Source organism: Thiothrix subterranea, from assembly GCF_016772315.1.
GTDB classification, from domain to species: domain Bacteria; phylum Pseudomonadota; class Gammaproteobacteria; order Thiotrichales; family Thiotrichaceae; genus Thiothrix; species Thiothrix subterranea.
On sequence record NZ_CP053482.1, the window covers coordinates 3,493,216 to 3,506,120 of the forward strand.

A 12,905-nucleotide genomic window follows, 5' to 3' on the forward strand; every position below is an offset into this window, starting at 1 on the left:
CTTAACAACACATGATGATAGAATGAGTTTGCAAGTATAGCGTATTCAACCGGATTAAGAATGCCCCTAAATCAACAGATCGTCAGCATAGTTCCACTCAATATGGAAGGTCAGCGCCTGGATCAGGCTCTTGCTACTTTATGCCCCCAATATTCGCGCAGCCAGATTCAGAAATGGATCAAAGCCGGTTGCGTGCGCGTCGATGATAAAATCCTCAAACCCAAGGAGCGCTTAATAGGCGGCGAGGAAATTTCCATAGAGGCTGTTCACGAGCCACAAACCGAATTCGAGCCGGAAGACATTCCGCTCACTATCATCTATGAAGATGATGACATTATTATTATCAATAAACCTGCTGGGTTAGTGGTTCACCCCGGCGCGGGCAATTGGTCAGGCACGCTGGTCAATGGCTTATTGCACCATGACCGTTCGCTGGAAATGTTGCCGCGTGCGGGAATCGTGCATCGCCTCGACAAAGACACCACGGGTTTGATGGTAGTCGCCAAGACCTTGGAAGCGCACGGCAAACTGGTCGAACAGTTGCAAGATCGTGATGTCAGCCGCGAATACCTCGCGCTGGTTTCCGCGCAAGTGGTTGCGGGGACAACGATTGAGGGCAATATCGGGCGGCATCACATCGACCGCAAGCGCCAAGCGGTTCATGATGGCGGCAAGGAGGCGATTACGCATTTCCGCGTGGAAGAGCGTTTCCCACACCATACGTTGTTGCGCGTATCACTGGAAACGGGGCGTACTCACCAAATCCGCGTGCATCTGAGCTGGAAGCACATGCCGATTGTGGGCGATCAAACTTACGGCGGGCGTCCGCGTGTGCCTGCGGGGGTGAAGGAGGAATTGCGCACGGCGATTCAGACGTTCCCGCGTCAGGCGTTGCACGCGACCCGTTTGGGGTTGACGCATCCGGCAACGGGGGAGGCGATGGCGTGGGAAGTGCCAGTACCGGAGGATATGGCGGAGCTGTTGGCGCTGTTTCGCGCATCGGTAATTCCCGCATGAACCCGAACCGTACCCTGAGCGCAGCCGAAGGGTGGCTTACCCCCGCGTGGCCTGCCCCCGCCAACATCCGCGCTGTATGCACCACCCGTCACGGCGGCTTAAGCGCAGCACCATTCGATAGCCTCAACCTCGGCGATCACGTCGGCGACAACCCCTACGCTGTTGCCCGCAACCGCATGATTGTCGGCGATGCCCTGCAATTGCCCTCTGAACCCTTGTGGCTCAAGCAAGTCCACGGTGTCGACGTATGCGGCATGGATGTGGGTGAATGCTACCCAACCGGCGATGCCTCCACCGCGTTCGGCAAGGGGCAAGTGTGCGTGATTATGACCGCCGATTGCTTACCCGTGCTGTTTTGCGACAAAGCAGGGACGCGGGTAGCCGCCGCTCATGCCGGATGGCGCGGGCTGGAAGCCGGTGTATTGGAACGCACGGTCGGATCCCTGCAATGCCAACCCGCCGATGTGTTGGCATGGCTAGGGCCTGCGATTGGGCCGACGGCGTTTGAAGTTGGCGCAGAAGTCCGCGAGGCTTTCATGCAGCATGACCCCGCTGCCGCCAACGCTTTCCAGCCTTCCGGCAATGAAGGCAAGTGGTTGGCAGACATCTACCTGCTGGCACGACAACGTTTGAATGCGGTTGGCGTTCACGCCATTTATGGCGGCGACCTTTGCACATATACCGATGTGGAACGCTTTTTCTCCTACCGTCGCGACGGGCAAACCGGGCGCATGGCTTCCCTGATCTGGATGACTGACTGAATGACCGCGCCACAACTGGCAGTGCGCAACCTCAGCGTGCGTTTCCGGCTCAAAACCGGGCAGGCGTTGCAGGCGCTTACCGACGTTTCGTTTAGCGTGCCAGCAGGGGAAACCTTGGGGATTGTCGGCGAATCGGGTTGTGGCAAATCCACACTTGCCCGCGCCATTTTGCAATTGGTGACACCCACGCAAGGCACAGTCGAGTGGCAAGGTAACACGCTGAATCCGCACGATAATGCCAGCATGAAAGCCTATCGCCGTGCCGTGCAGTGCATTTTTCAAGACCCATTGGATGCGCTGAATCCGCGCATGACGGTCGGCGATATTGTGCAAGAACCGCTCCTTGCGTTGCGCCCAGAATTGGGTAAGGCGGCGATTCGCCAACGTGCTGCTGATTTACTGCAAGCGGTGGGCTTGGAAAGCGGAATGCACAACCGTTACCCGCACGAATTTTCCGGCGGGCAATGCCAGCGGATTGGGATTGCGCGGGCATTGAGTGTCGAGCCGCAAGTGATTGTATGCGATGAGCCGGTGAGTGCGTTGGATGTGTCGATTCAAGGGCAAGTCGTGAAGTTGTTGGCGGATTTGCAGCGTGATCATCACTTGACCTTGCTGTTTATTTCGCACGATTTGCGGGTGGTCAGAACTTTGAGTCAGCGCGTGTTGGTGCTGTATTTGGGGCGAATTATGGAAATTGCGGATACAGCACGTTTGTATGCCGAACCGTTGCACCCGTATACGCGCCTATTGCTGGCGGCCATTCCGTTGACCGACCCGCAGCAGGAGCGAGAGCGGTTAGCGCAGATTCGCGTGGGGGCGGGGGAGTTGCCTTCGCCGCTGAATCCGCCGTCGGGGTGTGTGTTTCATACGCGCTGCCCACAGGCAGAGGCAAAGTGTCGGGCGCAAGTGCCTGCGTTGCGGGAGGTGACGCAAGGCAGATGGGTGGCATGTCATTTTCAGGATTCCGACCAATAGCATAGTCACTCGTCAGAAGTTGGCTGTCTCAGTAAATGCGTTGTGGCAAAGTGTACTGGTTGAGCTTATCAACACAATATTTAAAATTAATTGATAACGAGAAACTGATGATGAAAAAAACACTAGCCATTGCATCCTTGCTGCTTTCCCTGTTCGTATCCTCTGTGGTGCTGGCGGAAACCGTTAACATCAATACTGCTGATGTGGCAGCGCTGGACTCACTGGATGGTATTGGTGAAAAAAAGGCTGAAGCGATTGTGGCATACCGCACTGAACATGGTGAATTCAAGACTTTGGAAGACCTGAAAGAAGTCTCCGGTATTGGCGACAAACTGTTCGATAAAATCAAGGATCAGGTTGCGTTGACGGATGCTGAGGCAACCGATAAAACTGCCAAAGCTGATACGGACAAAGCCGAAAAAACCGATGCGAAAGCGGAGAAAGCGGCTGCTAAAGACGACAAAGCCGAGGCTGTCGATAAAGTATCCGATAAAGCGGCTGCAAAAGCTGATAAATCCTAAGCGATTTTGTTACCCTACGGCAGGCGTAAACGTGATTTACGTCTGTCGATTAATGAGGGCGAACATGCAACAAATGACGAAACATATTTTGGTGACGGGTGGCGCGGGTTACATTGGTTCACATACCTGTATTGAGCTCCTTGCTGCCGGTTTTCAGGTGGTGGTGCTGGATAATTTGTGTAATAGCTCCCCAGAAGCGTTACGCCGTGCCGCAGCACTGGCTGGTGTTGAGAGCATTCCTTTTTTTGAGGGGGATATTCGCGATGCAACGCTGCTTGGGCGTATTTTTAACGAGTATCCGATTGACAGCGTGATTCACTTTGCTGGATTGAAAGCGGTGGGGGAATCGGTCGAAAAGCCGCTGGCGTATTACGACAATAATGTCGCAGGCACGGTGACATTGTTGCAAGCCATGCAACAACACGGTGTGAAAAACATTGTGTTCAGCTCTTCCGCCACGGTGTATGGCGACCCGCATACTACACCTATTCAGGAAGATTTCCCTTTATCCGCCACTAACCCCTACGGGCGTTCCAAGTTGATGATTGAGGAAATACTAGGCGATCTTTACAAGGCAGACCCTGATTGGAAAATTGGCTTGCTGCGCTATTTCAATCCGGTGGGAGCGCACAGCAGCGGGCAAATTGGTGAAGACCCGCAAGGTATTCCCAATAACCTGATGCCTTATATTGCGCGAGTAGCGGTCGGTCAATACGAATATTTATCGGTATTTGGCGGCGATTACCCGACGCATGACGGTACGGGAGTGCGCGATTACATCCACGTGGTGGATTTGGCGAAAGGGCATGTGAAAGCCTTGGAAGCGTTTCAACGTGCTGACGTACCGAATTTATTGATCGTGAATCTCGGTACAGGGCAAGGCTATTCGGTATTGGATATGGTCAATGCCTTCAGTGCTGCTAGTGAACGCGAGGTGCCTTACCGCATTGTGGCACGGCGGGCGGGCGATATTGCGAGTTGTTATGCTGACCCCGCCTTGGCGGAACAGTTGATTCATTGGAAGGCTGAAAAGAATTTGGTGGATATGTGTCGGGATACTTGGCACTGGCAAAGCACTAACCCGCGTGGTTATAATTAAATCTTGTGTGTCATAAACTCCGATAGCCAACCCTGATTTGAGCTATATTCCTGTTGTCTGTGGATTGCTTACGTTCATTCAGAATGCATTAGCGTAAGCGCCGCAGTGAATTTATCATTCGGTTTGATGCTCATTAGCAAGGCTAACCCCTTATCCCACTTAATTGTTAAAAATATGACTAGGGAGATTCTTCATGAAAATGACTTGGAAATTACTGTTTCCTCTCTTGGCGGCGCTGACGTTGGGTGCTTGTTCTAATAATGCGCCGCAACACACCGCGTTACCGGGTTCTACTACGAGTGTGGCAGAAGCGAGTTTGCCGACTGGCACATCGGGCAGTGACCGCATTGCGCCACAAGATTTGCTGGAAATTGATGTATTCAAAGTACCCGATTTGTCCAAAGAAGTGCGCGTTGATGACAATGGCAATATCACGCTGGCGCTGATTGGTACGGTACGGGCGGAAGGTTTATCCGCCAGCCAGTTGGAAAAGCAAATTGCGACCCGTTTGGAAAAAGACTACATGCACAACCCGCAAGTGAATGTGCTGGTGAAAGAAGCGACTGCCAGCAAAATCACGGTGTCTGGTGCGGTGAATAAACCCGGTGTGTACCCATTAGCGGGCGATACTTCCGTGACCCAAGCAATTGCGTTGGCAGAAGGTTTAAACCGTTTAGCAATCAAAGACAATGTGACCGTTTTCCGCAATGGCAAACCGTATACGGTACGTTTGGAAGACGTGAATCAAGGTAAAATCGCCGACCCGATTGTGATGGCGGGCGACAAAATTCAAGTGCATTCTTCTTCGACCAAAGAAGCTATCCAAGATTACGGCGGTGTGGGTGGTTTGCTGTCACCGTTCGGCCTGTTGCGTTAATTTGTGCTGATCGTGTGAAAAAAGGCGGCCTGATGGTCGCCTTTTTATTTGGGGTCAGTTTTGCGGATTTTTAACCGTTTTGTGCAAGTACGTGAGAATTTCTTCCCGCGCTTCAGTTAATACCGAATCCCGATCCAACGATTCCAGAATGCGTTCCACCGTGAGTTTGGGGCCGACTTCGCCCCATGATTTGCCGTTTGCCAGCCATTCTTCGGCGACACGTCCAACCACTAAGGTGCTGTACCAAGCCACTGCGCCTTGTGCTGCGCCGGTGATGATCGTGGAAATGCCCCCCGTGCCTAGTTTCATCGCGGAAGAAACCAGATGCACTGCCCAGACTGTTCCGGCGAGTAATAACATTTGCCCCAATATGGTACGGATTAAGTCGCTGGCTTCATTGCGGGAAATGGGTAAGCCGTACAGTTTCGATAAATGCATGATCATGCTGGCATCAATCGCGGCGGCTGCCAGCAAGTCCGCCACCGGAATCGGGTTGAATGCCACCGCCACGCCTTTGCCGATGCAATACAGGCGGATGGTTTTTTCGCCGAGTTCGCGTTTGATAGCGAGAATGCGCTGCCCGACTTCCTTGCTGAGATGCCCAGCAAACAGAGTGGCGTTGAGGGCAGCAAGGGTTTTGCCTTCGGCTTCGATAATGTCCCACAAGCGGGTTTTGAGGGCGCTGATATTGACGGGGCGTTCGCGGATACCTTCGACTTCTTCGCCGTCTTCATCCACGTAAATAATGGTTTGGCGGCTGGCTTGCGCGGTGGTGAAAATCAAGTTTTCCGGGGCAATCACGCCTTGGGTGCGGGTGCGCATAATGCTGCGCAATTGCTGCTGCTCTTTTTCGGTGTAACGGTCGGCTTTGTTCACGATCAGCAGGGTGGGGCGGTGCGAACTGGTCACGGTTTTAAGCGCTTGGAATTCCACATCGGTTAAATCGCCATCGACCACGAATAACACCAAATCGGCACGGCTGGCGACTTCGTGCGCCATTTTTTCGCGGGATTCGCCGTCGATTTCGTTAATGCCGGGGGTGTCGATGAGGAAAATACCGCCATCACTGTATTCCTGCCATTGCTGCATATTGACGCTGCGGGTTTCGCCATGCAAAACGCTGACGCTAAACACCGACTGCCCCAATAAGGCATTCAACAGGGAAGATTTCCCCACACTGACGCGCCCAAAAACGGCAATGTGGACATGCCCGTGTTCCAGCTTGTCGAGCATTCCGCGCACTTGGGTGTAATCATTGCGCAAGCTTTCGCGCACATCATCGGGGATGCGCGAGTCTTCGAGCAATTGCCGCAAACTTTCGGTGGCCAGTTGCAAGTGGGTATCGCCGCTACTGGGTGGCGGCGTGTCCGCAATGACGGTGACGGCGGTGTTGGTTTCTTCTTCCTTACTTGCCCCGATACTGTTCAATAACCAATCTGGCAAATGTTTTTGTACGTTCTTCCAGATTTCCACTGAGCATCTCCTGAAATGTTGCGGCGGCGGGCGCTGCTTTGAGTGCGCCACGTTGTTCGAGGGTGTGCGCGACGGATTTGCCGAGCGCGTCAAAAATTAGCCCGTAAGCGACGGCATGTACCAAACCGCCCGCGACCGTACCAACACCGGGGAAGGCTTTTAAGCCATTTCCGGCGACAGCGAGTAGCAGCGGGATACTTTTCCCTAACTTCCCTTGCGTGAAATTTAGGAATTGGTCAATGTCGAGTTGGCTCACGGGGCTATCATAAAGTTTACAGAGTTCTTGTACCATGCGCGTGCCGATTACACCCTGAATCACCAGATCCGTGCCGGGGCTGACGGAAGCCAATGCGCCCAGTATGGCTTTGTGGGTGGAACTGCGCACGATTTTTTCCGCTTGGTTGCGCCGGTAATCTTCACGGGTGGTGTCGAGTTTTTCCTGTACGAGATTCAAGACGCTGGTATCGCGTTGTTGTGTCAGGCTTTCCAGACGTTGGTCGATTTCGGTCTGCAAGTGGGTGGCGAGGGCGGAAATGTCGGTTTTGCGGGGGCGTTGTACGGTTTCTTCGCGCCCATCGGGGTAGACGCGCACGATTTCTTCCGTGCCACCGGATTGGATGAACAGCACTTCTGGCGGTAAGACGCCTTTCACGGAGTGGGCGTCGAAGCGTGTACGGATGCGTGTGGCAAGTTGTACCTGTTCTTCGGCGGTGTATTGATCGCGCTTGTTGATGGCAATTAATAACGGTTTGCCGAAAGCGGCTAATTCTTGCAAATCTTGAAATTGGGTACGGCTCAGATCGGAATCGGTGACGTACACCACAATGTGCGCCCGAATCGCTTCATCACGAGCGGCGGCATCGAGTGTGCCTTCGGCTTCATTGCGCCCCGGTAAATCAGTGAGTAACAGGTGGTCGCCAGCCAAGGTTTGCCAAGTGTATTCGCGAATCTCGCGGGTTGAACCGCCGCGCAGGTTGATTTCCACACCCGCTTCCGGTAGCAGGGCTTTGATAATGGACGATTTACCGGTGCTAATGTCACCGAAAAAGGCAATGTGCGCGTTTCCAGCCGTTCTGCGTTCGTTTAATTCGGCGATTTCGATTTCTAGCGGCGCGGTATCCATGCCCGCTGCTTTGATTTGCGCAATGTCTTGGGTCAGCGAGGCTTCGGTGACAGGTTTGGGAATAGGGCGTTTGAGCGTTGTGGGGGAACGCCCACCGGATACCAATTTCACAATGAGCCAGCCGCTGAATCCCATCACCGCCACAATAACGGTGCTGTAGCTGTAAAATAGCCAATGCGGAAGTAATAGCAACCTGTCCCATAAGTCGAGGAAATTTTTGGTGGCAAAAAACAGGAACAGCAAAAACAGCAGCGTCATTAATAAGATGCCGCCTGCCAGTAGCCAGCGTAAGCGTCGGGTAATTTTCATGGGTGGTCGGGTTCTTCCAATTCCTTCAGTTAGCGAGGATATTATCCATTGAATCTGTGCGTGTGGGAAATATAATGGATGACACCCCGCCACGCTAGGCAATTTACGCTAGGAGTAGCCATTGAACCGACCTCCGATCCTAACGCTGAGCAATGTCAGCAAACGCTTTGCCGCTCAGGAAGTGCTTTCTGAATTTAACCTCACTATCCACGATGGCGAATTTTTCACGATTTTAGGCCCATCGGGTTGCGGTAAAACCACGGTATTGCGTCTGATTGCGGGTTTTGAGCAGCCAAATGAGGGGCAAATCCTGCTGAATGATGACGATATTGCCGGAATGCCAGCGGAAAAGCGCCCGGTGAATACGGTTTTTCAGAGTTATGCGTTGTTTCCGCATTTGAGTGTGTTCGACAATGTGGCGTTTGGTTTGAAAATGGCGAACGTGGATCCGCAGGATACGGCGGTGCGCGTGGCCGATGCGCTGGCGATTGTGCGCTTGTCTGATTTTGCGACGCGCAAACCGCATCAGCTTTCCGGTGGGCAAAAACAGCGCGTGGCGATTGCGCGTGCGGTGGTGAATCGCCCCAAAATTTTGTTATTGGATGAATCACTTAGCGCACTCGATTACAAATTGCGTCAACAAATGCAGCTCGAACTCAAGCAATTGCAACGCCAGTTGGGAATTACCTTTGTGTACGTCACCCACGATCAGGAAGAAGCCTTGTCGATGTCTGACCGGATTTTAGTCATGCACAACGGGCAAGCGCAGCAAGTCGGCACACCTCGCGAAATCTACGAAGCGCCGCGTAATTTGTTCGTGGCGCAATTCATTGGTGAAATCAATGTGTTTGACGGCGCAATTACCCATGCACTAGGCGAATACCAGTACCAAGCCATGATTAACGGCGTGGAACGCGAAATTCGGTGTGATCACCGTTTTGCGGTGGGTGATAAGGTGCATGTGATGTTGCGCCCGGAAGATTTGCGCATCGACTGTCGCCCGGACGTGAAGGAACGCAAAGGTTTCCCCGGCGTGGTGCTGGAGCGCAATTACACCGGGCAAACCTTGAATTCGCATATTCGGTTGGAAAATGGGCAAACCGTCATGGCGCATGAGTTTTTCGACGAAGATGACCCCGATTTCGATTACAGCATTAATCAAAAAGTCGGTGTCGACTGGGTTCCGGGCTGGGAGCATGTGATCCCTGCGGAAAGGGCGGGTAAGTCATGAGTCTGTTGAATTTCCGGCGTTTTGCCATTGTGCTGACGCTGGTGTGGCTGGGTTTGTTTGTGCTGGTTCCGCACGTATTGGTGTTATTGACCAGTGTGATGTCGCCGGATGCGCAACATTTGGCGGTGTGGCCGCTGACCTTGAATTCGTGGGAACGGCTATTTGAGCCGGTCTATGCGGAAGTGTTTTGGCGCAGTTTGTGGCTGTCTGCACTGACTACGCTGATTTGCTTGGTGGTGGGGTATCCGTTTGCGTATTTGTTGGCGAAATTGCCGACGGTGTGGCGCGGGGTGTTGCTGTTTTTGATGATTGTGCCGTTTTGGACGAATAGCCTGATTCGGACTTACGCTATCAAATTGATTTTAGGCAATAAAGGCATTGTGAACAGCACCTTGATGAGCATGGGGCTGATTGATGAGCCGTTGCAATTGTTATACACGCCGTTTGCGGTGGTGTTTGGGTTGGTTTACGTGTTGCTGCCGTTTATGGTGTTGCCGTTGGTGTCGAGTTTCGGCAAGTTGGACGAAACCTTGTTGGAGGCGGCGCAAGATTTGGGTGCGAGTTTTTGGGCGCGGTTTCGGTTGATTATTGTGCCGCTGACCATGCCGGGGATTATTGCGGGGAGTTTGATGGTGTTTTTACCGGCGATGGGCATGTTCTACGTGGCGGATTTGTTGGGAGGCGCGAAAAACTTATTGCTGGGGAATATCATTAAAAATCAGTTTTTGGTGGCGCGCGATTGGCCGTTTGGGGCGGCGTTTAGTGTGGCGTTGATTGTGATTATGGCGGGGTTGTTGTGGTTGTATGTGTTGGCAAATCGGCGCATTAATCGGCAAGGGGGGTTGGATGATGAAGGTCTTTAAGTGGAGTTTTATTGCGGCGATTTTCTTCTATCTCTATCTACCGATTGCGATTCTGGTCATCAATTCCTTCAACGCCTCCAAATACGGCTACGAATGGCAAGGCTTCACGTGGAAATGGTATGGCAAGTTATTTGAAAATGAGGCGCTTACCCAAGCTTTTCTAAATTCCTTGCTAGTGGCAAGTCTGGCGGCAACCGCTGCCACGTTCATTGGGACGCTAATGGCATTGGCGTTACACCGCTACCGTTTTCCCTTGAAAGCAACTGCCAGTGGCTTATTATTTATTGTGATGATGTCACCGGATATTGTGCTGGCGATTACTTTTCTGGTGATTTTCATTGCTCTGGGGATTCAACTGGGGTTCTGGTCGTTGCTGATTGCGCACATTACGTTTTGCCTGCCGTTTGTGGTGATTACGGTGTATGCGCAGCTCAAAGGCTTTGATAAATATTTGCTGGAAGCCGCGCAAGACTTGGGCGCAAGCGAAGGGCGTATTTTTCGGCTGATTATTTTGCCATTGGTATTCCCGGCAATTGTGGCTGGGTGGTTATTAAGCTTTACCCTGTCGCTTGATGATGTAATCATCAGTTCATTCGTGACGGGGCCTAGCTTTGAAATCCTGCCGATTCGGGTGTTTTCAATGGTAAAAGTTGGCGTGTCGCCCGAAGTGAACGTATTAGCGACCTTGTTACTGGCGATTTCGCTGGTCTTAGTCACCCTATCGACCTTATTGCTCAGGAGAAAGCACTGACATGAAATCAACCTCCCTGTTCGCAACCTTGTTGCTGTTGACGGCGACCGCGCTGCACGCTGAAGAAAAACTCGTGGTGTATAACTGGGCAGAATACATCCCCGAAACTGCGCTGGAAGAATTCGAGAAAGAAACCGGCATCAAGGTTGAGTATTCCACCTATGAAAACAATGAGGTGATGTATTCCAAACTCAAGCTGCAAAAAGGCGTGGGTTACGACATCGTGGTGCCGTCCAGTTATTTGGTGGCGAAAATGAGCCGCGAAGGTTTGTTACAAAAACTCGATAAAACCAAGCTGACTAACCTGAAAAATTTGTCAGCGGACTTGCTGGATAAGCCTTATGACCCCGGCAATGAATACAGCATTCCTTACCTGTGGGGCAGCACCGGCATTGGCGTGAATGGCAAAGAAATCGACTCCTCGACCATCACCTCGTGGGCAGATTTGTGGGATGAAAAGTGGAAGGGCAAGTTATTGCTGACCGACGATGTGCGCGAAGTCTTCCACATGGCGCTGAAAAAGAACGGCTTTTCCACTAACTCCACCAACCCGGATGAAATCAAAGTCGCTTACGAAGACCTGCAAAAGCTAATGCCGAATGTGTTGGTTTTCAATGCAGATGCACCCCGTGAACCGTTTTTGGCAGGTGATGTGAATCTCGGCATGATCTGGAGCGGCGAAGTCACAATGGCACAGCAGGAAAATCCCGACATTGAATACATTTTTCCGAAAGAAGGCGCGGGTTTTTGGGTGGATAGTTTCGTGATTCCGGCAGGTGCCAGCAATGCCGATAACGCCCACAAATTTATCGACTACATGTTACGCCCCGAAGTCGGGCAGCAAGTGGTGGAAGAGCTGGGCTACAGCACCCCGAATATCGCGGTAAAAGAATTGTTGGATGAAGACACCAGCAGCAACCCAGTGATTTTCCCCTCAGCAGCAGACGTTGCCAAGGGCGAATTCCAAAACGACATCGGCGACGCCATGAAGCTGTACGACGGCTACTGGGAAAAGCTGAAGACAGGGAAGTAAGCAATCTCTTAGCCCTTCGCCCCTTGAGGGAGAGGGGTTGGGGTGAGGGGTTTCCCTAATTCTCGACCGCTTTAAACGCCGCATCTAGCGTTTGCCAAGTATTCACAAAATGGCAAAATAAATCCGCTGTTTTTTCAGCATCATACACGGCTGAATGTGCAGATTCGGCATCCCACCCCATGCCTGCGGCTTGCGCCAGTCGCGCCAATACCGTTTGCCCGTACATCACCGCTCCCAATGAAACCGTATCCAGCGTGCTAAACGGGTGGAACGGATTGCGCGTGGCTTTAATGCGGTCAGAAGCGGCGTGAACAAAGTTCAAGTCAAACGGCGCATTATGCCCGACCAAAATGGCACGGTTGCAGCGGTTGAGCTTCACTTCTTTGCGGATTACTTTAAAGAATTCTTCCATCGCTTTCGGCTCAGGCACTGCCATGCGCAGTGGGCTGAAGGGCTTGATGCCGTTCACTTCCAGCGATTTGGGATCCATATTGGCATTGGGGAAGGGTTCGATGTGCCAATTGAACGTGCGGTGGCGCGATAGCTCACCTTTTTCGTCGATGCGCAACACCACGGCTGCCAGTTCCAGCAACGCATCCTTGCGGCAATCAAAGCCGCCTGTTTCCACGTCTACCACTACAGGGAGAAAGCCACGGAAACGTCCGGCAATGGGGATTATATCTATATCATCTGTCATAACGAGAGCTTAACGGAACTGATAGAAAATGCCTACAAAAGATTTTAAAAATTATTTCTTTGCTACAAGTATTTGAAAATTTAGCTTTTATTTTTATATGAACTTTTTCTTCAAAAGCATGTCGGTCTGTGTTATCTTTCTTGTCCATCTGGAATGCTCCTGCCATTTGGCTTAC

At 52.1% G+C, this 12,905-nt stretch carries 14 protein-coding genes; 10 read left to right on the forward strand and 4 right to left on the reverse strand.

Features of this window, described 5'->3' with window-relative positions:
- The first annotated feature begins 60 nt into the window (after window positions 1-60).
- The 6 genes from rluD to HMY34_RS17285 all read left to right on the forward strand — a co-directional run bounded on the left by rluD (window position 61) and on the right by HMY34_RS17285 (window position 5,250).
- Window positions 61-1,017, forward strand: coding sequence for a 23S rRNA pseudouridine(1911/1915/1917) synthase RluD (rluD, locus tag HMY34_RS17260; protein ID WP_202716672.1), 957 nt, complete (start codon window positions 61-63; stop codon window positions 1,015-1,017).
- Window positions 1,014-1,778 carry a peptidoglycan editing factor PgeF gene (gene pgeF, locus HMY34_RS17265; protein ID WP_202716673.1) on the forward strand — a complete coding sequence of 255 codons (765 nt, stop codon included), beginning with the start codon at window positions 1,014-1,016 and terminating at the stop codon, window positions 1,776-1,778. Before rluD ends, pgeF begins: the two co-directional genes overlap by 4 nt.
- Window positions 1,779-2,753 (forward strand): ABC transporter ATP-binding protein, encoded by a 975-nt coding sequence (locus tag HMY34_RS17270; protein ID WP_202716674.1) that lies wholly within the window; start codon window positions 1,779-1,781, stop codon window positions 2,751-2,753.
- Window positions 2,754-2,860: 107 nt separating this feature from the next.
- Entirely contained in the window at window positions 2,861-3,274 is a 414-nt protein-coding gene (locus HMY34_RS17275; protein WP_228287900.1) for a ComEA family DNA-binding protein, read from the forward strand.
- A gap of 73 nt (window positions 3,275-3,347) precedes the next feature.
- Entirely contained in the window at window positions 3,348-4,373 is a 1,026-nt protein-coding gene (gene galE, locus HMY34_RS17280; protein WP_202719233.1) for a UDP-glucose 4-epimerase GalE, read from the forward strand.
- Between the two features lie 193 nt (window positions 4,374-4,566).
- Entirely contained in the window at window positions 4,567-5,250 is a 684-nt protein-coding gene (locus HMY34_RS17285) for a polysaccharide biosynthesis/export family protein (RefSeq protein WP_202716675.1), read from the forward strand.
- A gap of 54 nt (window positions 5,251-5,304) precedes the next feature.
- On the opposite strand, the gene HMY34_RS17290 is transcribed toward HMY34_RS17285, so the two are convergent.
- On the reverse strand, window positions 5,305-6,723 hold the full coding sequence (locus HMY34_RS17290; protein ID WP_228287901.1) for a GTP-binding protein: 1,419 nt from the start codon (window positions 6,721-6,723) through the stop codon (window positions 5,305-5,307).
- Complete coding sequence (locus HMY34_RS17295; RefSeq protein WP_202716676.1) at window positions 6,656-8,155, reverse strand: GTPase; 1,500 nt, start codon at window positions 8,153-8,155, stop codon at window positions 6,656-6,658. Before HMY34_RS17295 ends, HMY34_RS17290 begins: the two co-directional genes overlap by 68 nt.
- A gap of 121 nt (window positions 8,156-8,276) precedes the next feature.
- Between HMY34_RS17295 and potA the strand changes: the two genes are divergently transcribed.
- Genes potA through HMY34_RS17315 form a run of 4 tightly spaced genes read left to right on the forward strand, consistent with a single transcriptional unit; the run spans window position 8,277 to window position 12,033 of the window.
- Window positions 8,277-9,386, forward strand: coding sequence for a spermidine/putrescine ABC transporter ATP-binding protein PotA (gene potA / locus HMY34_RS17300; RefSeq protein WP_202716677.1), 1,110 nt, complete (start codon window positions 8,277-8,279; stop codon window positions 9,384-9,386).
- Entirely contained in the window at window positions 9,383-10,249 is an 867-nt protein-coding gene (gene potB / locus HMY34_RS17305) for a spermidine/putrescine ABC transporter permease PotB (protein WP_228287902.1), read from the forward strand. Before potA ends, potB begins: the two co-directional genes overlap by 4 nt.
- Window positions 10,233-11,000, forward strand: coding sequence for a spermidine/putrescine ABC transporter permease PotC (gene potC, locus HMY34_RS17310; protein WP_202716678.1), 768 nt, complete (start codon window positions 10,233-10,235; stop codon window positions 10,998-11,000). Before potB ends, potC begins: the two co-directional genes overlap by 17 nt.
- A gap of 1 nt (window position 11,001) precedes the next feature.
- Window positions 11,002-12,033 (forward strand): extracellular solute-binding protein, encoded by a 1,032-nt coding sequence (locus tag HMY34_RS17315; protein WP_202716679.1) that lies wholly within the window; start codon window positions 11,002-11,004, stop codon window positions 12,031-12,033.
- Window positions 12,034-12,088: 55 nt separating this feature from the next.
- Here HMY34_RS17315 and rnt read toward each other — a convergent pair whose 3' ends face one another.
- Window positions 12,089-12,730, reverse strand: a complete 642-nt coding sequence (gene rnt / locus HMY34_RS17320) for a ribonuclease T (protein ID WP_202716680.1) — start codon at window positions 12,728-12,730, stop codon at window positions 12,089-12,091.
- Complete coding sequence (locus HMY34_RS17325) at window positions 12,720-12,878, reverse strand: hypothetical protein (protein WP_202716681.1); 159 nt, start codon at window positions 12,876-12,878, stop codon at window positions 12,720-12,722. The genes rnt and HMY34_RS17325 overlap by 11 nt, the downstream gene beginning before the upstream one ends.
- Between the last annotated feature and the right edge of the window lie 27 nt (window positions 12,879-12,905).